At 59.1% G+C, this 21125-nt stretch carries 19 protein-coding genes; 3 read left to right on the forward strand and 16 right to left on the reverse strand.

Translation table 11 applies throughout. From position 1 onward, the window contains the following. Positions 1-106 precede the first annotated feature (106 nt). Together R2R70_RS13535 and R2R70_RS13540 are read right to left on the reverse strand one after the other, a co-directional pair. Positions 107-781 (reverse strand): ABC transporter permease, encoded by a 675-nt coding sequence (locus R2R70_RS13535; RefSeq protein WP_199852303.1) that lies wholly within the window; start codon positions 779-781, stop codon positions 107-109. Between the two features lie 26 nt (positions 782-807). Continuing rightward, positions 808-1731, reverse strand: coding sequence for a substrate-binding domain-containing protein (locus R2R70_RS13540; protein WP_107336324.1), 924 nt, complete (start codon positions 1729-1731; stop codon positions 808-810). Between the two features lie 638 nt (positions 1732-2369). On the opposite strand from R2R70_RS13540, the gene R2R70_RS13545 reads away from it, so the two are divergent. The 3 genes from R2R70_RS13545 (at position 2370) to R2R70_RS13555 (ending at position 7066) form a co-directional block, all read left to right on the forward strand. Continuing rightward, the gene (locus tag R2R70_RS13545; RefSeq protein ID WP_410978286.1) at positions 2370-3965 is read left to right on the forward strand and encodes a sigma-54-dependent transcriptional regulator; all 1596 of its coding nucleotides are present in this window, start codon (positions 2370-2372) and stop codon (positions 3963-3965) included. After that, positions 3962-6229 (forward strand): cache domain-containing protein, encoded by a 2268-nt coding sequence (locus R2R70_RS13550; RefSeq protein ID WP_410978287.1) that lies wholly within the window; start codon positions 3962-3964, stop codon positions 6227-6229. Before R2R70_RS13545 ends, R2R70_RS13550 begins: the two co-directional genes overlap by 4 nt. A gap of 183 nt (positions 6230-6412) precedes the next feature. Then, the gene (locus tag R2R70_RS13555) at positions 6413-7066 is read left to right on the forward strand and encodes a helix-turn-helix domain-containing protein (RefSeq protein ID WP_410978288.1); all 654 of its coding nucleotides are present in this window, start codon (positions 6413-6415) and stop codon (positions 7064-7066) included. 109 nt (positions 7067-7175) lie between these two features. Here the strand turns inward: R2R70_RS13555 and R2R70_RS13560 are convergent, their stop codons facing one another. The 14 genes from R2R70_RS13560 to R2R70_RS13625 form a co-directional block, all read right to left on the reverse strand. Beyond that, positions 7176-8399, reverse strand: a complete 1224-nt coding sequence (locus tag R2R70_RS13560) for a glycosyltransferase (protein ID WP_410978289.1) — start codon at positions 8397-8399, stop codon at positions 7176-7178. 190 nt (positions 8400-8589) lie between these two features. Then, positions 8590-9876, reverse strand: a complete 1287-nt coding sequence (locus R2R70_RS13565) for a uracil-xanthine permease family protein (protein ID WP_216060468.1) — start codon at positions 9874-9876, stop codon at positions 8590-8592. A gap of 121 nt (positions 9877-9997) precedes the next feature. Further along, on the reverse strand, positions 9998-10627 hold the full coding sequence (gene upp / locus R2R70_RS13570; protein WP_043335602.1) for a uracil phosphoribosyltransferase: 630 nt from the start codon (positions 10625-10627) through the stop codon (positions 9998-10000). Positions 10628-10909: 282 nt separating this feature from the next. Then, a complete protein-coding gene (gene pseI, locus R2R70_RS13575) occupies positions 10910-11971 on the reverse strand; it encodes a pseudaminic acid synthase (protein WP_082388953.1) in 1062 nt (353 codons plus the stop codon). Positions 11972-11977: 6 nt separating this feature from the next. Further along, entirely contained in the window at positions 11978-12496 is a 519-nt protein-coding gene (pseH, locus tag R2R70_RS13580) for a UDP-4-amino-4,6-dideoxy-N-acetyl-beta-L-altrosamine N-acetyltransferase (RefSeq protein ID WP_410978290.1), read from the reverse strand. Continuing rightward, entirely contained in the window at positions 12493-13635 is a 1143-nt protein-coding gene (gene pseG, locus R2R70_RS13585; protein ID WP_410978291.1) for a UDP-2,4-diacetamido-2,4,6-trideoxy-beta-L-altropyranose hydrolase, read from the reverse strand. The genes pseH and pseG overlap by 4 nt, the downstream gene beginning before the upstream one ends. After that, on the reverse strand, positions 13632-14369 hold the full coding sequence (pseF, locus tag R2R70_RS13590) for a pseudaminic acid cytidylyltransferase (protein WP_284893677.1): 738 nt from the start codon (positions 14367-14369) through the stop codon (positions 13632-13634). Before pseF ends, pseG begins: the two co-directional genes overlap by 4 nt. After that, a complete protein-coding gene (pseC, locus tag R2R70_RS13595) occupies positions 14366-15529 on the reverse strand; it encodes a UDP-4-amino-4,6-dideoxy-N-acetyl-beta-L-altrosamine transaminase (RefSeq protein ID WP_410978292.1) in 1164 nt (387 codons plus the stop codon). Before pseC ends, pseF begins: the two co-directional genes overlap by 4 nt. Beyond that, positions 15530-16528: a UDP-N-acetylglucosamine 4,6-dehydratase (inverting) gene (gene pseB, locus R2R70_RS13600; RefSeq protein WP_284893672.1), complete on the reverse strand. Its 999-nt coding sequence runs from the start codon at positions 16526-16528 to the stop codon at positions 15530-15532. It abuts the gene before it with no gap. Positions 16529-16708: 180 nt separating this feature from the next. Beyond that, a complete protein-coding gene (locus R2R70_RS13605; protein ID WP_410978293.1) occupies positions 16709-17719 on the reverse strand; it encodes a hypothetical protein in 1011 nt (336 codons plus the stop codon). A 95-nt stretch (positions 17720-17814) separates the two neighbouring features. Continuing rightward, on the reverse strand, positions 17815-18525 hold the full coding sequence (gene ung, locus R2R70_RS13610) for a uracil-DNA glycosylase (RefSeq protein ID WP_410978294.1): 711 nt from the start codon (positions 18523-18525) through the stop codon (positions 17815-17817). Between the two features lies 1 nt (position 18526). Beyond that, complete coding sequence (gpt, locus tag R2R70_RS13615) at positions 18527-19024, reverse strand: xanthine phosphoribosyltransferase (RefSeq protein WP_043335607.1); 498 nt, start codon at positions 19022-19024, stop codon at positions 18527-18529. A 171-nt stretch (positions 19025-19195) separates the two neighbouring features. Continuing rightward, positions 19196-19741, reverse strand: coding sequence for an adenine phosphoribosyltransferase (locus tag R2R70_RS13620; protein ID WP_043335609.1), 546 nt, complete (start codon positions 19739-19741; stop codon positions 19196-19198). Then, positions 19741-21042 carry an NCS2 family permease gene (locus R2R70_RS13625; protein ID WP_107336316.1) on the reverse strand — a complete coding sequence of 434 codons (1302 nt, stop codon included), beginning with the start codon at positions 21040-21042 and terminating at the stop codon, positions 19741-19743. The genes R2R70_RS13620 and R2R70_RS13625 overlap by 1 nt, the downstream gene beginning before the upstream one ends. Positions 21043-21125 lie beyond the last annotated feature (83 nt).

The following is a 21125-nucleotide window of genomic DNA, read 5'->3' on the forward strand; positions in this document are numbered from 1 at the left end:
CGACGATTCAGCCTGACGCGATCAGTGCTGGTGTGCTTGTCTCAACTGGCAGGCAGGCGGCTTGCAGGCTGCGGGAGCAGAACGTGACTGGCGGCGAGGCCGCGGGTCACGCCTGCACCACCAGCTGACCACGACCGCGCAACAGCCCCAGCATCAGATTGAGCGCCAGTGCCAACACCAGCAATACCATGCCCAGGGCGACCCCCTGGGCGTACTCGCCCTTGAGGGTTTCCAGCGCGATGGCCGTGGTGATATTGCGTGTGAAACCGGCAATGTTACCACCCACCATCATGGCGCAACCCACTTCAGCGATGATTCTACCAAACGCGGCCACCAACGCCGCCATCACACCGAAACGGGCCTCCATCACCAGCCGCCACAGCGCCGCCCGACGCGATGCCCCCAGCTGCAAGGCCGTCTCCCAGGCACGCTTGTCGACGCCCGCCAGCGCGGCATGCAGCATCACCACCAGAATCGGCAGGGCGAGCAGAATCTGCCCGATCACCATCGCCGGCTGGGTGAACAGCAGATGCCAATCGCCCAGCGGGCCAGCGCGCGACAACAGGATAAACAGCAGCAGCCCCACCACCACGGTGGGGACGGCCATCAGGGTATTGATCAGCGAGATAAGCAGCCAGCGCCCCGGGAAGGCGCAGCGAACCAGCACGAAGGCAATCAACAGTGCCGGTGGCACCGCGATCAACATCGCCATCAGCGAGACACGGAACGACACGCCGATGATCTCCCACAGCGCGCCATCCATGCTCAGCAGGAGGCTCATGGCCTCCTGCGTGGTTTGCCACAAGCTCACGAACGCGGCTCAGCCTGTGCGCCCTGCGCCTTCACCGGCGTGCGCTCAGAGGCGCGGTCCGCTGTCTGGCGAGCATCGAAGCCGGTCTCGCCGTGGCTGGCATGGAACAGCGCCTTGCCCTTGAGACGGTAATCATCGATTGCCTGCTGCCCTTCGCTGGAGATCAGCCATTGGGCCAGCTCACGCGCACCACGGGTATTGAGCCCGTCATGATTGGCCGGGTTGACCAGAATCACCTGATAGGGGTTGAAGAGGCGCGCATCGCCCTCGACCAGAATCTCAAGCTCGAGCTTGTCTTCCATCGCAAGCCAGGTGCCACGATCACTCAGGGTGTAGTCCTGCAGCTCACTGGCCATGCTCAGCACCTTGCCCATACCCTGGCCGACGGCCTTGTAGCCGGAGAAGTCAGGGGTGACATCGGCACTCTGCCACAGGGCCAATTCCTTCTTGTGGGTGCCGGAATCATCGCCGCGCGAGATGAAGCCGGCATTGGCGCCGGCGATCTTGCCCAGTGCCGCGTCCACATCCTGCATGCCATCAATGGCCGCCGGGTCCGCTTCAGGGCCGAGCAGCACGAAGTCGTTGTACATCACGCCATGCGGTTCGACACCGTAGCCGGCATCGACGAACTTGCGCTCGGCGCCCGGCGCGTGGGTCATCACCAGATCCACATCGCCATCCTGCCCCATGCGCAACGCCTTGCCGGTACCGACCGCGATGACCTGAATGGTGACATCGTGGGCCTGTTCATACTCCGGCAGCAGGTGATCGAGCAGGCCTGAATTGTAGGTGCTGGTCGTGGTGGCCAGACGGATGATGTCGTCGGCTGCCTGGGCCGGCAGAATGCTCAGCGCACCGAATGACAGGCCTGCGAGGGTGGCCAGCAGGCGACGAGAAGACAAGGTATGGCGTTGCGGCATGGGGGGATGCTCCCTGAATTTTTTTCTGGCGTGACGGTCTTGATGACATCAACGTGAATGCTGACTCTGCAAACGACATGCCGAAAGCGCTGTGGTGACGAAGCGGACTATCCGATAAAGGCTTTCAAGGCTTTGCCAGACAGCGCTGATACATGGACTGGCACGCAAGACAGCCGGCGATGATACCGGAATCTTCTCCAGCAGGCAGACTTGCCGGCTCCCGCCTCCTGTCGTCCATGTCGCCCCTCTCGCCTCTGCAGCCCCTGTCGCCCTGCTGACGTCGCTATATCGACTGGAGCGAATGGCGCTACCGGAATGGCACTGCGGGAATGGCACTGCCGGAATGGCCGAGAAAATACTGACAATAAGTCCAGGCATGACCACCACTGACCCATTACGACCCGATTGACGAGTCATCGCCGGGCCTTGCGTAGCGCAACGGGGCAGCCTGCCAACCCTGCCCGCCAGCGCCGCGTGCTGACAAGGCTGCAAGGCCCTGCCTGTGGCAAGCGTAAGCAGAAAGAGGCAGCAATGTGGCATCCAGCGCTAGATTACCAGTGAGCAGCACGCCACAATGCCCGCATGATAGAGATGATCTCCCCTGCGACCATTACTGCCCTGTTGACCCGAGGAACGCCATGACTGCCCACGCCCCCTCCACACCCCGTGAGACCCGGCGTAGCGGCAGCGGCCCCCTCCCCACCGCCTCGGTACTGATCGTCGATGACGAGCCCGGCATGCGCCGCTATCTGGAGAAGGCACTGTCCTCACGCTTCGCGCTGATTGAGTGCGCCGACAGTGTCGAGCAGGCCGAAGCCCTGCGCTCGCGCCTGCATTTCGACCTCATCCTGCTCGATATTCGCCTGCCGGGGCGTGATGGCCTGGATTGGGATGAGGCGCTTGCGCCCTCTTCGGTCAGTGATGTCATCTTCATGACCGCCTACGCCGATCTCGAGACCGCTGTGCGCGCGCTGCGGGCCGGAGCCTGTGATTTCATCATCAAGCCGTTTCGTCTCGAACAGTTGCAGGCTGCGCTGGACCGCTGCCTTGAGCGCCGCCAGCTGACGCGGGAAAACTTCCTGCTCCGTCGCGACAATGCCCGCCATCAGCAGGAAGAGGCCAGCCTCAAGGGCGAGAGCCCTGCCATGCAGGAGCTGGCGCATATCATCGCGCGCGTTGCTCCCGCGCCCTCGCCGGTGCTGATTCTGGGGGAATCCGGCACCGGCAAGGAGCTGGCGGCGCGTGATCTGCATCGCCTGTCCGGTCGGCGCGGCGCCTTCGTCCCGGTCAACTGCGGCGCCATCAGCCCGGAGCTGTTGGAGAGCGAGCTGTTCGGCCACCTCAAGGGGGCCTTCACCGGCGCGCACCGTGGCCGTGATGGCCTGTTCAGCTTCGCCGATGGCGGCACGCTGTTCCTGGATGAAATCGGCGAGATGCCATTGGCAATGCAGGCCAAGCTGTTGCGAGTGTTGGAGACGCGCCGCGTGCGCCCCGTCGGCGGCGAGCAGGAACAGGCGGTGGACGTGCGTATCGTAGCCGCCACTCACCGCACACTGGAGACGGAAGTGGCCGCGGGCCGCTTCCGCGAAGACCTCTACTATCGCCTCAACGTGTTGAGCCTGACACTGCCGGCCCTGCGCGAGCGCCCGGAGGACATCCCGGCGCTGGCTCAGCACTTCTCGCGCCAGCTGTCGCGTGAGCTCAACCTCCCCGCCGTGCCCTGGCAGCATTCTGATCTCACTCGCCTGTGCCACTATTCCTGGCCCGGCAATGTGCGGGAACTCAAGAACGTCATCGAGCGCGCCTTGCTGCTCGGCCGCCTGCCCGGCGATACCCTGCCGGTCGACAGTCAGGCCGCACAGGTATCAGGCCGCCCGGCATGGGATGACAGAGGAGACGCGACCACCTCCGCCGAGGAAGAGGCCACCAGCAGCGGCTATCCGCTCGAGTGGTCATTGGATGCGGTGGAAAAGGCCCATCTGTGCGCGGTACTGGAGCGACATGCCAACAACAAGTCAGCCGCCGCCCGCCAGCTGGGCATCTCGCGCAAGACGCTGGATCGCAAACTGACCACCTGGCGCGCCGAGCAGCAAATCAGTGAGGACAGCGGCGCTGAGAATGCCACAGAGAGTGGCACTGAGAGTGGTACTGAGAGCGGCGCTGAGAGCGATCAACCCGCCCCCGCCCCCGTCACCTCATCCGCCGCTCCCTACGGAGCCGACGGCAGCGCATGATCAAGCGCCTGCGCCATTACTTCGCCGGTTCGCTGCGGCGCAGGCTGCTGCTGCTGACACTGGCGCCGCTGCTGGCGCTGATGCTGGCGCTGGTCGGCCTGACCGCCTACTGGACCACGGCCTATACCGACCGCCAGCTGTACATGAACGTGCGCAGCGATCTTGATGTCGCCAGCCGCACGCTGCAGAGCCAGCATCAGCGCCTGCGTGATGGCCTGGAGGCGATGCGTCGTAACCTGCGCCAACTGGTGGCACCCGATGAGCAGACCGCGCAGCTGTTGCCACGGCTGGTGCCGCGCCTGAATACCATGCGGGACACCCTCAATGCCGACTGGCTGCGCTGGCTGCCCACCGAGCAGTTGCGCCAGACGCCCGGCGTCGCCGCGCTGATTCCGCAACTGGCGCGCGGCGAAAGCCTGGATGGCCTCGACATGCTGTCCAGCGACTCACTGGCGACGCTGGACCCTGCCCTTGCCGAGCGCGCGCGCCTTGCGCTGCGCCAGACGCCGTACGCACAACCCAGTGCCCGCCGCGAGGAGAATCGCGGCATGCTGCTGCGGGCGCTGGTGCCCATCCTCAATGGCGAGGGCAAGCTGCTGGGCGCGCTGGATGCGGGCCGCCTGCTCAACCGTGATCCGCGTCTGGTCGATGAGATCCGCGATCTGCTCTACGGCCCCGGCACTCTGCCGGAAGATGGCACCGGCACCATCACCCTGTTTCTCGATGATGTCCGCATCGCCACCAATGTCACCGACGCCAGCGGCGAGCGCGCGCTGGGCACGCGCGCCTCGCTGGAGGTGAAGCGTCAGGTGATCGGCAATGGCGAGCGCTATATCAATCGTGCCTTCGTGGTTCGTGACTGGTTCGTGGCCGCCTATGCCCCGCTGGATTCTCTGGATGGCCAGCGGATCGGCATGATCTACGCAGGCTACCCGCAGGCACCCTACGCGCGACTCTATCGCGAGACGCTGACGCATATCAGCCTGGTGCTGATCGCGGTCAGTCTGTTGGGGGTGCTGCTGGTGTGGAGCAGCATCGAGCGTCTGATGCAGCCAATCCGACAGATTCGCCGTGTGGTGCATGCGGTACGTGATACCCCGTCCCAGGAGGGCTTGCGCATAGGCCCGCTGTCCTCTCTGGGGCCGGCGCAGCGGCACGGTGATGAGCTGGATGAACTGGCCGAGGAATTCGACGCCATGCTGGCGCGACTGGAAGCACACCGCCATGAGATACAGCTCGCTGCCCAGACGCTGGAAGCTCAGGTGGAGGATCGCACCCGCGATCTGAGCGCCCAGACCGCCACGCTGCGCGAACGCAGTCAGGCCCTGGAAGAGCACGTCCGCCTGCTGCGTGAAGCGCGCGCGCGCCTGCTGACCCGCGAGAAACTGGCGGCGCTGGGCGAGCTGACGGCGGGTATCGGCCACGAGATCAACAACCCCGCCGCGGTGATTCTCGGTCATGTCGAGTTGATCGAGGTGATACTCGGTGAACAGGCCGAGCCGGTGCGCGAGGAAATCGCCACCATCATCCATCAGGTCGAACGCATTCGCGCGCTGGTCGACAACCTGCGTCAGTACGCGCGCGACCCGCTCGCCTCCAACGACATTGGCGACGGCAACTCACTGACGCCGTCACTCGGCGCGCCTCACCTCAGCCAGATTCATCCCGACGAGGCGATCCACAGTGTCGAGGTGCTGGTCAGGCACGCGCTGGATCATCATGGCCATCAATTGCAGCATGAGCTGGCGGCGACTCGCTTGATCGAGGCCGATCGCGCGCAACTGACCCAGGTGCTGGTCAATCTGCTGATCAACGCCATCGAGATGGCGCCTGCGCCGGATACGCTGTGCATCACCAGCCGTGATCGTGATGCAGCGCTGGCCGTAATGAATGATGAGCCAAACAGCCGTCCGGATACGTCAGTCTCAGCGCCAGCGCCAGCCTCAGTGCCAACGGAACTCGCCCCCGTGGCGGGAGTCGAGATACGCGTCATCGATCACGGCGCTGGCGTGCCCGAGCACCTGAAGTCGCGCATCTTCACGCCCTTCTTCACCACGCGCGCCAATGGCTCGGGCATCGGCCTGTCGGTCTCATCGGGCTTGATCACCCAGCTGGGAGGCAGGCTATGGCTGGAAGATACGCCCGGTGGCGGCGCCACCTTCTGCCTGTGGCTGCCGTGCATCGCACGCCGGCATCATGAGGATGATCAAGGGCGCCATCTGCTCGAGACGCTCAGCGCCGGGGGCAGCAGTCGCTCGCCTTGAGCCACACGCAACAAATGAACTCACCTGGCCGTGGCGAGGTGCACTGCCACGCACTCTCACCCGCGTGCTAGCCTGCGCGCATGCTCACTCAATCAGGCACCACTGATGTCGCACGATAGCTCCCTTACTGCCCCCGAACCTCTCACTGCCAGCAAGGCAGATCAGCCCACTGACGACGAGAAAATGGCAGACGAGGAGATGGCAGCGTCTCGCACGCTGGGCAAGCGGCTGCGCGAACTGCGCACGCGTCATGGCCTCTCTCAGCGTGAACTGGCCAAGCGCGCCCAGGTGACCAATTCGACCATCTCGCAGGTCGAGCAGGACGCGGTCAGCCCTTCCGTCAGCTCGCTGAACAAGATTCTCGAGGTATTTCCGATCTCGCTGAGCGACTTCTTCAGCGATGAGATCCCCGTCGAACCACCACGCATCCTGCGTGGCAACGAGCATGAGCCGATTGCGGGCTGTGGACCGGGACTCACGTTGCGGCGCATTGATCAATCCCGACAGACATCGCCACAGCCCCAGATCGAGCTGGGCAGCCTCGCACCGGAGTGCAGCGCCTACCTGCAGGCTGCGCATGACAGCCTGGTGCTGGTCACGCACGGCGCACTGTGTATCGAGTTCGCCGCGACGGCGGCCTGCCAGGAGGCACTTCTCGAATGCGGTGATGCTGCGCGACTGCATGCCGGGGAGCGCTATCAACTGCATTGGCGCAAGCCTGAGACGTCGCAAGCCGCAAGCCATGAACTCTCAAGCAGTGAAGTCACCCACCACGGGACCTCCGACGCTGCCGAGACCCCAGACTGCCAGTGGCTATGCATCGCACAGAGTCGCTAGGCAGGCATTCGCTCGAGAACTGCTCGGCCCTGCCAGCTCGGCCCTGGCCAGCACGCCCTTGACCAGTAAGTCCCAAGCCAGCTCGGCCGAGTGGGCGTGAGGCGCGTCGCTAGCCTCTTGCAGCGCGGGAGTGAGGCTGGCCCGCAGCATAAGGCGACTGCTCGCGCGCCTCATCCCAAGGGTCATTGGTGGCCGGCTCGGCCAGGAAACGCTCCACCATGGTGTGCGGGCAGAAATCTGCCAACCACTCCTCGCGAATCGGATAACCCTCCTCTGCCAACAACTCGTTCATGCGTCGCGCAAGGCCTTCGGCGGAATGCGGCGCGATGGCGTGTTCCAGCTCGCCCTTGAGGATCTCGCGTATTCCACCACGGCAATCCACCGAGACTACCGGTGTGCCGCAGGCCAGCGCCTCCATCAGCACGATACCCATGCCCTCGACACGCGAGCTGAGCACGAACAGCCTGGCGGCACGCATCCAGGCATAGGGGTTGTCACGCTGACCGGCGAAGATCACCCGCTCGGCGATGCCAAGCCTTTCAGCCTGGGCTTCCAGGGCTTCACGGCAATTGCCTGCCCCCACGATCACCAGCGGCTCCTTCGGACTTGCCAGGGCATAAGCCTCGAGCAACAGGGCATGGTCTTTCTGCGGCACCAGACGCGCCACATTGAGAATGAAGGGCTCAGCCGGGATATCCGGCTCATCCATGGCGGCCTGTTCACGGATCCGGGTGATCGGACAGGCATTGACGATCGTCTCGATATGCGCCGGCGTCACCCCATGCTGGCGAGCAATGTCACGTGCCCCTTGCGCCACATCCTCGGACACCGCCACCAGATGCTTGTCCTCCAGCAGGCAGCGAGCAAACATGCGCTGCTTCCACTGCGGACCGGTAAAGTTGACGCGATTTTCCAGCACGTAACGTGCACGGGAATCCTTGAAGCCCCACACCTGCTCGAAGGTTCCCAGGCCACGGAAGATGATGCGGTCAACCTTGCCGTGTTCCTGCTCGAATTCATTGAGCCAAGCGGCGAATTCCTCGCCACCGGCCTTGCCGACCCACACGAAATTGGAGCGGCGTATCACGGGATTGAGCACCAGACGTGACGCCAGTGTCGTCAGGGCGCCGCCGACGGAACGCTGGACGCGCTGCTGAATCGGCACGACGTGCTGCTGGACGCTGGCATCCTGCGGCTCCAGCACCTGATCACGACCGCGCCAGATGACCATATGCGTCTCGTGATCATTCGCGGCCAGACTGTCGGCAAGATTGACCGCCACTCGCTCCATGCCGCCCATTTTCAGGCTTCTCACTACGACCAGGGTACGCAATCATCACTCCTTCGAATGTCCGCCAGTACCGCTTTGTGTCGCGTGCAAGACATGCGAAAACGATAGCTGGCGTCTGGTGGGAAAACGAAAAATGCAACTCACATGTGCCAGTCACTCAGCACACGGGAGTTGCATTTATCTGAACCGTCATTCGCGTAAATGTTCCCTGCGACCACTCATCAAATGGTAATCATTCTCCCTCTTTCGCCGGCGGCAGAATCAGGTTGAGCACGATGCCCAGAATGGCGGCCAGGCTCACGCCCTGCAGCGTGAACTGACCACCACCGACCTGCATGCCACCGATCCCGAACACCAGGATCAAGGAGGCGATCACCAGATTACGCGGTGCGGTCAGTGAATCCCCCGCGCGCACCAGCGTGTTCATGCCGACCACCGCGATCGAGCCGAACAGCAGGCACATGATGCCGCCCATCACCGGCGTGGGGATCGTCTGCAGCACGGCGCCGACCTTGCCGATGAAGGCCAGCGAGATCGCGACACAGGCCGCGACTGTCATCACGCGCGGATTGAAATTACGGGTCAGCATCACCGCGCCGGTCACTTCGGAATAGGTGGTATTGGGCGGACCACCGAACAGTGACGCCGCCGACGTCGCCAGGCCGTCACCGAGCAGCGTGCGATGCAGTCCCGGCTTCTTCAGGTAGTCGCGTCGTGTCACCGAGCCGATCGCTACCATGTCGCCGATGTGCTCGACGGCAGGCGCGATGGCGACGGGAATCATGAACAGAATGGCGGAAAATTCGAAGGTCGGCGCAGTGAAGCTAGGCAGCGCCAGCCACTCAGCGGCATGCACCGGCGAGAGGTCGATCACTCCCATCAGCAACCCCAGCACATATCCCGTCAGGATACCGCCGAGGATCGGCACCAGACGCAACATGCCACGCCCGAAGATCGACAGCACCAGCGTCACGCCAAGACTGGCCAATGACAATGTCAGCGCCTGAGCATGCGAGATGTTGTCGCTGAATTCGCCGGTGGCCATCTGCACCGCCGTCGGTGCCAGTGCCAGACCGATGACCATGATCACCGGACCGACCACGACGGCCGGCAGCAGACGATGCACGATGCCGACCCCCTTGAGGCGAATGCATTGCGCCAGCAGCACATAGACCAGGCCCGCGACGAACAAACCGCCCATGGTGGCAGGAATGCCGAAGTTCGCGACCGAGCTCTGGATGGGCGCAATGAAGGCAAACGATGAGGCGAGGAAGACCGGCACGCTGGCCTTGGTCACGCACTGGAAGACCAGGGTGCCGACACCGGCCGTAAACAGGGCGACGTTGGGGTCAAGCCCGGTCAGCAACGGGACCAGCACCAGCGCACCAAAGGCGACGAACAGCATCTGCGCGCCGGTGACGAGAGTCGTCAGCGAGAACCCTTCCTGTTCCGGCAAGGGCACATGGGCAGACGACGCATGGGGAGAGGAGGTATCAGAGGACGGTGATGAAGACGACATGGCAGCACTTCTTTTCACGGGCGGAGGAATCAACCGCCTGATCCTGACTGCTCAGACAGGTCAGACAGATACAAAAACGCCCCGCGCAGATGCGCAGGGCGTTGTCATCTCTGGCGGGCGCTCAGCGCGTGCCGAAGATCTTGTCACCGGCATCGCCGAGACCCGGCACGATGTAACCGTTCTCGTCGAGGCGGTCATCGACGGAGGCGGTGTAGATCTCGATGTCCGGGTAGGATTCCTGCACCTTGGCGATCCCCTCAGGAGCCGCGACCAGCACGATGACCTTGATCTGCTGGCAGCCCTTGGCCTTGAGCATGTCCAGTGTGGCGATCATGGAACCGCCGGTCGCCAGCATCGGGTCGATCACGATGGCCAGACGCTCGTCGAGATCTGACACGAACTTCTCGAAATACGGCACCGGCTCAAGTGTCTCTTCATCACGGTACAGACCCACGACGCTGATGCGTGCCGGAGGAATCAGGTCCGTCACGCCATCCAGCATGCCCAGGCCGGCGCGCAGGATCGGGACGATGGTCACTTTCTTGCCCTTGATGGTCTGGACATCCAGCTCGTTGCCGCTCCAGGCATCAATGGTGGTAGTTTCCAGCTCCAGGTCCTGGGTTGCCTCATAGGTCAACAGCTTGGCGACCTCACTGGCCAGCTCACGGAAGCTCTTGGTGCTGATGCCTGCTGCACGCATCAGGCCGAGCTTGTGCTGGACCAGTGGATGATTGATGGCATGGACGCTCATGGAAATACCTCTTGGGACAGAAGATGGTGCAAACGATACGCAGCACTACCCCCGCCGGCTCGGACGATAGCAGCGGGAAGGCTGGTAAATTGAGCGCATTCTAGCGTAATGCGCTCAACAAGTTAAGGTCAAAAATGGTTCTTGGTGTGGAGGTAAGCTGTGCAAGGCAACATACATAATGACTAAAACATTATAACTTATTATGTAATTTTTACCTATAAGCTGATCTGACAGTGATTCAAATTAACAACTTTCTATATTACATACCAGAATACTGAAAAATCAAGAATCTTTCGAAATGATAGAAAAAGAGACTGGGGTATTGATATCGACGTCATTCAGCACTCGAGAGCCAATGATATCATTCAAATATTTTGGAGCCACACCAAACCCAGGCCTTACACTCCGAACACACTCGCTAGTTATCCTTTCACCTTTCACCATACTTCTCACAAAATAGAGTGATCGCCTGAACTGTACATTCCCAACTTCACTGGACTTTCGACCATAGTTGACTTCACCCAAAGACTTCCAGGCAGTTTTCGTATCACGGCATAATGCCCGCAATTCTTCAGGCTCTATAGAAAAGCTATCATCAGGCCCACCACCATTACGATCCAACGTAAAATGCTTTTCAATCAGGCTTGCACCAAGAGCGACACTGGTAATAGCGGTAGTATTGTCTACGGTATGATCCGACAGACCCGTTACCAAGCCGAAACGGCTTATCATATCGGCAATTGTATTCAAGTTATAATCTTCAGATGGTGCCGGGTATCCACTGACACAGTGCAATATCGCCAGCTGGTGACAGCCTGCACGTTGGGCAGTTTCAATAGCCTCCTGAATTTCTTCCAAATTTGCCATGCCCGTTGAAATAATCATCGGCTTACCCGTCTTGGCGACATACTCGATCAACGGCAAGTCAATAGCCTCAAAAGAAGCAATCTTATATGCTGGCGCACCAAGCTCTTCAAGAAGATCAACTGCTGTAGTGTCGAAGGGTGAACTAAAAATCGTGATCCCTAACTTTCGTGCATGCTCAAAAAGTGGCTGGTGCCACTCCCAAGGCATGTGAGCTTCTTCATAAAGCTCATAGAGAGTACGCCCGTCCCAGAGACCGCCTTTGATCTTGAACTCTTCACTGTTGCAGTCGAGGGTAATGGTATCGGGTCGGTAAGTCTGCAACTTGATAGCATCAGCACCTGCTTTGGCAGCCTCTTCGACAATACGCATGGCCGTTTCGAGCCTGCCATTATGGTTGGCGGAAAGTTCGGCGATAATATAGGGAGATTGATCAGGCGCAACACGGCGACCAGCGATCTCGATAGAGGGGACTGTCATGTAACGTCATGCTCCTTGCTGCAATTGCCATTCGCTACGAAATAGCCCGAAGCCAATGACATCGTAATAAGTATTTCCATCAAAGTGATGGTCTCTTAATAATGACTCGCGCACAAATCCGAAACGCTCGTGAAACGCTAGCGAGCGTTGATTGCTGGCAAGAGCTTCACCACAAAGCTTGTGCAGACCAAGCTGATCAAACGCGAATTCCAAAGCGACTTCCCCAAGCGCTTGACCGCTGCCTCGCGGTGCCTCAGGAGCAAGATAGAACCCCCATACAGCGCGATGCGGCTCATCATTTTCCAGCTGAATGCTGACAAACCCAAATGGCTGGCCATTTGCTTCAGCCAGCATGAGATGCCGATTTGGGTCGTGCTGTGAACGCTTGAACCAAGCGCGATGCTCCCCCTCAGAAATCTCATGCTGTGTGTACATGTAACGCCGAACATCAGGATGGTTACGCCATTGACGTACCAAGAAGAGATCGGCCTCCTCGAGAGTGCGTAAAGTTGCGGGTAATATCATCTAAACTTTGACTCCCCATTTAGAGCCCGGCAGAGGGCCAGCGTTCCGCCGCCAGAGGTCAGTTGAGCAGCAGCTACGCTCATTTCATACAAGGCATGAGGAACCTGAAGAGCTGATAAATGTCGAGACAGCCCCTCGACCAACTGCTCTTGGTCGCCTAGACAAACCGCCGCGCCCTCCATATCCAGCGCCTTGGCAATAGATTTCTGATTCTCGGCCAGTACCAGCATGAGAGTAGGCAGCCCCAGGCAACAGCGCTCCCAAGAAGTACTACCTGCGGCACCAATTGCGAGGTCAGCCTCGGCCATCCGCCTCGCCATATCTGATACATTGACGACCACCTCGGTGAACCACGGGAGCTCCCCGGCTCTAGCCTTGACCTCTCTCAACCAAGGCGCGGTGGCGCCCATGACTACGGTAATCTCGAGATCATGTGGCAAGTCGCAGTCGTTCAGAGCGTCAAGTACGCGACAGGTTGCATTGTCCTTGTCGACACCACCAAGGCTGATCAACATTCGCTTGATCGTCGGGCGTCGGAGCCGACGAGTCAGACTGCTCTCACGACGCTCAGCAAACTCCGGCCGCAATACGGCATGCTGTGGTCCCGCCAACACTTGGCATTCCACTGGCACCAATCCAGCATAGTCTTCTGATTGGCGACCCAGATTTTGATCAAGTAGCAGGTGGGCAAGATGGGGGCGATCCGCCAGGTCATCTATGACGAGCAAACGGGTTCGAGCGGGCAATACCGCAGCTTCCCAGCGAGCATCCAGTGCGTAGTGGTCCACGACAAGCCAGTCTGGAGCCAAACTCCGCAGCAAAGTGCCACAGGCCTCGGCATCCTGCTGCCATGACACACCCAGCCAATGCGCGTGGCTCGGCTGAGGACTCCCGGACGCATCATCAATGCCCTGCTGGCTCCACACAGGCAATCGATGGATAGCAAAGCCCCGCGCCTGAATGGTATCGATCAAATGCCCAACATGTTCACGACAAAGAAAGTGGCACTGGACACCCTGCGCCTTGAGAGCTTCGGCAAGCGTAAGGCAGCGCATGACATGACCAGTGCCAATCTCGACTGAGGCGTCTGCACGAAAAACCACCACAGGGGAGGGAGGCTGACTTGTCTCATCACTCATTTCTCCGCCCCCCGCTCCAATGCCATCTCGGCCTGCCAGGCCCGGAATAGCCACTCGGCGCGCTTCCAATCTTCAGGAGTATCGATGTCCTGTACCCGATGGCGCGGTAGCCTTACCGGCACGGCACACTGAGTGAAAATCGCTTTCCCGGCAACCCAGGCTTCTGCGCGCCCCCAGTAAAATTGCCCGGCGTCGTGCCAGGCTTCCTCGAGGTCCTGAGAGCGCGTGGTGAAATGCTCTGGTTGAAACATTGTGACACGACTGTCAGACGTCAAGCGCAAGGCTCGCTGGATAGGGAATGCATAACTTGTGACTGAGAAGGCATAGTCTGCATCGCCACTTAGTAGCGCGAGCAAACCTGCTTTCAAATCATGTGGCTGAACAAAAGGTGCGGTTGCATAGAGACAGCACACCGACTGAGAGGACTCACCCTGTTCGCGAAGCCAATCAATCGCATGAGCGATCACCGGGATGGTGCCAGTGTGATCGTCAGAGAGTGCGGCGGGACGACGGAACGGTGCCTCCGCGCCATTGGCTTCCGCTACGGCAGCGATTTCATCATCATCAGTTGAGACGATCACACGCGCGAAACATCCGCTGTCCAACGCGGCTTTGATAGACCAAGCGATCATGGGCTTGCCAGCAAATTCCCGTATATTCTTGCGCGGAATCCGCTTGCTACCGCCCCTCGCGGGGATTATAGCGACCGGGCCAGCAACAGCGAGATTACTCATACCACCTCCATTGCCCGGCGCAAGGCAACAATCACGTTGTCCTGCTGTATATCACTCATGATGGGGTATAAAGGCAGGCTGATGGCCTGCTCGTAATAGCGCTCAGCCTCAGGGAAGTCGCCCGCCCGGAAGCCAAAATCCCGATAATAGGGCTGGGTATGCACAGGGATATAGTGCAGATTGACTCCAACCCCCTGCTCGCGCAGGGCATCGAAGACTTCCCGATGGGTCACACGGACCTGGTCAAGCTCGAGACGAATGACGTAAAGATGGCGACCAGAATAGCTATCGGGATGCTGATACGGGATCATCACGGGCAGATCGGCCAACAATTGATCATAACGATCTGCAAGGCTGTTACGCTTCGCCACATAAACGTCCAGGCGCTCAAGCTGGGACAACCCTAACGCGGCCTGCAATTCAGTCATACGGTAGTTAAAGCCCAAGGCAACCTGCTGGTAGTACCATGAGCCATCGGCTTCGTGGCTCATCAATGCAGGATCACGAGTCACCCCGTGGCTCCGGAGCAGGTCCATGCTACGAGCCAGAGCATCATCATTGGTCAGTGCCATCCCCCCCTCTGCGGACGTGATGATCTTCACCGGGTGAAAACTGAACACTGTGATATCACTATAGCGACCGCTACCGATGTACTCGTTTTTATACTGACCACCAATGGCATGTGACGCATCTTCAATGATGCGAAAGCCGTATCGCTGCCCCAAGGCATGGATTGCCTGCATGTCGCAGGGCTGCCCGCACAGGTGCACGGCCACTACCACCTTTGGCAGACGCTCGGCACGTTCGGCTTGCTCAAGCTTGGCTTCCAACGCTTTGGGACAGAGATTATAGGTATGCGGATCAATATCCACGAAGTCGACCTGAGCTCCACAATACAAACCACAGTTGGCGGAAGCCACAAAGGTGATCGGGGTAGTCCATAGCCAATCGCCCCGCTCCAAGCCCAATGCCAGGCAGGCAATATGCAAGGCTGATGTGGCGCTATTCACAGCCAAGGCGTGGCGTGCCCGCACCTTATTAGCGACCGCCTGCTCAAAGCGCGGCACCATGGGGCCCTGTGTCAGAAAATCTGACTGCAAGACGGCTATCACGGCATCAATATCGGCCTGCTGGATATCCTGACGTCCGTAGGGAATCATTCAGATAGCTCCGATCTTGTCCCAGTTAGTCTCTATCCAGGCTTCGAGCTCGCCTTCACTCATCCACTCACTGTTGCTGTCACTGGAATAGACAAACCCTTCCGGCACCTTCTTGCCATCCTTGATACGATTGGCATCTTGATCCCAACTGTTGATAGCCGGCAGAATCTTGAAGTGCTCAGGATACTCATAGGTGTAATAAGCATCTTCAGCGCCAATCATTTGCTCGTGAAGTTTCTCTCCGGGACGAATGCCGACGACTTCCTGCTTGGCCTCCGGCGCCACGACACGCCCAAGGTCGGTGACTTTCATGGAAGGAATCTTCTTGACGTAAATCTCTCCACCTTCCATGTCTTCGAAAGCATGCCAGACCAACTCGACGCCCTGCTCCAGAGAGATCATGAAGCGTGTCATACGATCATCCGTGATTGGCAGCACTCCCTTGTCACGAATGGACATGAAAAACGGAATCACTGAACCGCGCGAGCCCATCACATTGCCGTATCGTACTACTGAAAAGCGGGTCTCATGGCCGCCTGCGTAGGAATTGCCTGAAACGAACAGCTTATCGGATGTCAGCTTGGTAGCACCGTATAGGTTGATCGGGCTGCTAGCCTTATCAGTAGACAGTGCGACGACCTTTTTTACGCCTTTGTCAATGCACGCATCAATCAAGTTCATTGCGCCTTGAACATTGGTCTTCACGCACTCGAAGGGATTGTACTCGGCAGTGGGCACAATCTTGGTGGCGGCCGCATGGACGACATAATCGACGCCATCCAGAGCACGATATACCCGGTCTCGGTCACGCACATCCCCTATAAAGAAACGCACACGAGAATCGCCCTGAAACTTCTTGGCCATTTCCCACTGTTTCATTTCATCACGTGAAAAAATGATAACCCTCTTGGGATTATATTTTTCCAACAACATTGGAATGAATGTATGACCAAAAGATCCAGTACCACCTGTGACCAAAATCGATGCATTATCGAACATGCCCTGCCGCCCTCACGAAAACTGAATTTATAGAAAATTCTAACACATAGAAGCCATTGAATCCACTCAAGAACTTCATCATAAATTTGCCGCATGAAAAACCTGCAACGCCAATTATATGGGTAAAAAAACCTGCTTCATTTCATACACCAATAACCGTACACCTGATCACATTCAGACTTAAATCCGATCATGCTTATTGAAGTCCAAGCCCACTACGTCAATACCGGCTTGACGGTACTCCTTATAAATATTACTTATTGCCCTTGAAGATTCTGCACGCAACACAGCAGAGGGAACTTCAAAAGAAACCACAGACTCAAAATCGAAAAGCTTGTCGAGGCTAAGAAGTGCACTTGTGAAAGCTCCAGCAATCCCCCAAGGCAAGTAATCCAGCTTCAACAAGTATAGTTCCGCTGGCAAGCCGAGAGGGTTGACAGGAATATTGAGCTGACTCTCAATCAATTCAAGCTTACCGGGTGTATCAGCCCTGTGTGGTATATACTTTATTTTTTTCCCGCGTTCCTCAAAATATAGCTTGGCCATACTGATAAGCACAAGCTCATCCTCCAACGACATAATACCAGCTTCACTATACTTGGCACCAAAATAAAAAACGGCCTCCACGTCAGTTTCCTTACTCCTGCTTTCTGCCCTCAAAGACCTGTAATCATTATGTACTGAACTCCCATCACCCGAGCTACTGACAAACGAACTAAAGATAATCGGCTGCACATAATCATCACCAGAAAGCCACCCCGATTTCTTGTTGCGATGGAATAAACCTTTATCTATATATTTTTCCTTCGCCTCTATGACACCTACCCCATCATCGGTCAGATAGACACTTTCTGGCAATAACTTCATCTTGAGATCATGCATCCATTCACTTTTAAAGTCCCCCATACATACTACACTTGCACGCCCCTCACATGCCTTGATGATCTTATATTTGACAAATCTTTTTTTAGCCCATGAAAACTGCTTGACTCTGCACAGAAAAGACACCTCAGTGCATTCAGGCCAATCCAAAGCTTCAATTGTTTTCTTGAGCTGATAATCATGAGTTTTTTTCTTTCTCTCGCCCGAATACTTCACTACGAGCAAAACCCTCTCACCAGAAAACTTCTGCTTAAACAATTCGTAACATGAAATCACCTGCAGGGGTGATTCAGCGAGAAAAAGCACCATTTTGGCTTCCTTTCACAAACTGCAATCGCCTCTTAGCTTGGGCAAAGAGAATAAGAACACTATAGAGCAAAGCAACTTGAAACTTTTCTCAGCCTCTAGGTCGATACCGGCAACTGCCAGTCGATCGGCTTTTCCCCACGCGCTTCCAGCCAGGCGTTGGCTTGCGAGAAGTGGCGAGAGCCGAAGAAACCGCGGTGCGCTGCGAGGGGAGATGGGTGCGGCGCGTGGAGCACCAGGTGCTTCCGGGCGTCCACAGCGCGGGCCTTCTTCTGGGCATGACTGCCCCAGAGCAGGAAGACGACACCCTCACAGTGCTGGTTGATCACGTCGATGGCGCGGTCGGTGAATTGCTCCCACCCCTGCTTCTGATGCGAGGCGGCCTTGCCCTGCTCGACGGTCAGCACGCTGTTGAGCAGCAAGACGCCCTGCTTCGCCCAGCTTTCCAGGAAGCCGTGATCGACGGGTTCGACGCCGACATCGGTGGCCAGTTCCTTGTAGATGTTCTTCAGCGAAGGCGGCGGGCGCACCCCGGGGCGTACCGAGAAGCACAGTCCGTGCGCCTGGCCCGGGCCGTGGTACGGGTCCTGGCCGAGGATCACGACCTTGACGTTGGAGAGCGGCGTCAGCCAGAAGGCACGGAACCAGTCATCGGAATGCGGATAGATGACCTTGCCGGCATCTTTCTCGGCGCGCAGAAAGTCGCGCAGGCGCTGCATGTAGTCAGCCTGAAACTCTTGGCCAAGATGCGCCTGCCAATCGGCAGGCAACACCTCGGAGCGGCCAGTCGCGGCAGTCTCCAACGGCATGTCAGCTATCGCTCTCTTGCTTCTTGAGCTGCTCGGCGATCGGCTCGACGTAGGCGATGCCCATGTCCCACGGGAACTGGATCCAGCAGTTCTGCGGCACTTCGGTGATGAAGCCATCGACCAGCGGACGCCCTTCCGGCTTGGCATAGACAGTCACGAAGTGCGCTTTGGGCAGCATGTCACGCACCGCACGTGCGGTGTTGCCGGTGTCGACCAGGTCATCGACCAGCAGCCAGCCGTCACCGTCGTGGTCGACGCCCTTGACCACTTCCAGACCACCCTGCTCCATGTGGTCGTGATAGCTCTTGATGCACACGGTATCGATGTGGCGGATACCCAGCTCGCGGGCGATCAGGCCGGCCGGAATCAGGCCACCGCGGGTGATAGCGATGATGCCCTTGAAATCGCGACCGCTGAGGTCGTGACATAGCGCACGCACATCACGGTGCAGCTGGTCCCAGGAGACGATGAAGTGGTCGTGGTAGCGTTCGGAAGACATGTGGGTCACTCGCAATGACGAAACAGAAGGAAAGCATGGTGGCTGGCGCGCCACCGCACAAGGGGAAGATCCACTCAGCCACGCCAGAGCGCGGACAAGGGCCTCAGATTCGCTGCCCGCAGCAACGACGATGGCCCTGCCAGAAGACAGGGCCATCGCGTCAAGCCGGCATTACTCGGATTCGGTGAAGCTGCACGCCGCGAAGACACTGTGGCCTTCTTCACGAATGCGCGCGGAGCCGCCGATTTCCGGCAGATCGATGATGGCTGCCGTCTCGACGACCACACCACCGGTGCGCTCGATCAGCTTGCAGGCCGCCAGCATGGTGCCGCCGGTGGCGATCAGGTCATCCATCACCAGGATGCGATCGCCTTCACGGAAGGCATCGGAGTGCAGCTCGACGGTGGACTCACCATATTCCAGCGAGTAGGTCTCGCTGATGGTCTTGAACGGCAGCTTGCCCTTCTTGCGCACCGGCACGAAGCTGCAGCCCAACTCGTAGGCCAGCGGAGCACCGATGATGAAGCCACGCGCATCGATGGCGGCGATGGCGTCGATCTCCATCTCCTGGTAGCGGTGCACGAAGGAGTCGATCAGCTTGCGGAACGCGGCGGAGTTCTGCAGCACCGGCGTGATGTCACGGAAGTTGACGCCTTCCTGGGGCCAGTCCGGCACGGTGCGGATGACAGACTTGATGTAGTCGCTGTAGATGCTCATTAGAGGGCTCCGTCGAGGAACAGGTATTTGCAGGCGAACAGGATGGCGAGAATCACCAGCCCCGGGCTCAGATCACGATAACGGCCGGAGAACAGCTTGATCACGGCGTAGCTGATGAAGCCCAGCGCGATCCCGTTGGCAATCGAGTAGGTCAGCGGCATCACCAGGGTGGCGATCACCACCGGTGCCGCTTCAGTAATGTCGTTCCAGTCGATGCGTGCCAGGCCGCCCGTCATCAGGCAGGCGACATACAGCAGCGCACCGGCAGTGGCGAAGGCCGGAATCGAGGTCGCCAGCGGCGACAGGAACAGGCTGACGAGGAACAGGCCGGCAACGACCACGGCCGTCAGGCCGGTACGTCCGCCGGCGGCCACGCCGGTGGCGGATTCGATGTAGCTGGTCACGTTCGAGGTGCCCATGACAGAGCCGACCATGGTGGCGCTGGAGTCTGCCATCAAGGCCCGTCCCAGGCGCGGCAGGTGGCCACGCTCATTGGTCAGGCCAGCCTGCTGGGAGACAGCGATCAGCGTGCCCGAGGTGTCGAACAGATCGACGAACAGGAAGGCGAAGATGATCGACACCATGCCCAGATTGAAGGCGCCGGCGATATCGAGCTCTGCCAATGTCGGCAGCATGCTCGGCGGCATCGAGGCAAAGCCGTGGAAGTCGTTGTTGCCGGTCAAGGTCGCCAGCAGAGTCACGAGCAGTATGCCGATCATCACCGCACCGATCACCTTCCGATACGACAGCGCGACGATCAAAAAGAACGAGAGCAATGCATACATGGCCGCCGGCGAGGACAGATCGCCCAGCGTGACCAGCGTGCCCGGGGCGTCAACGACGATGCCGCTGCCCTGCAGGGCGATGATCGCCATGAACAGGCCGATGCCCGCGGCGATGCCGGTCTTCAGCGAGGCGGGAATGGCATTGATGATCCACTCGCGAATCTTGAAGGCGGACAGCAGGAAGAAGCTCACCCCGGACAGGAAGACCGCGCCCAGCGCGACCTGCCAGGGCACGCCCATCTGGCCGGCGACCGTATAGGTGAAGAAGGCCGTCAGCCCCATGCCCGGCGCCAGCGCGATCGGGTAGTTGGCGTAAAGGCCCATGATCAGACAGCCGATGGCGGCCGCCAGACAGGTCGCGACGAACACGGCGCCGTGATCCATGCCGGTGGAGGCCAGCATCGAGGGAGCCACGAAGATGATATAGGCCATCGCGAGGAAGGAGGTAAATCCTGCGATGACTTCGGTACGCACATTGGTACCGTGCTCGGAGAGCTTGAAAAGACGTTCCAGCATTGAGGTAGCCCCTATCCTTGAGCAGTGCCTGTCCGGCAAGGCGCAGTGGTCGGTGATTGTCAGAATCAGCAGATCAAGACGAA

The sequence above is a fragment of the Cobetia sp. SIMBA_158 genome (assembly GCF_046566945.1).
GTDB classification, from domain to species: domain Bacteria; phylum Pseudomonadota; class Gammaproteobacteria; order Pseudomonadales; family Halomonadaceae; genus Cobetia; species Cobetia amphilecti.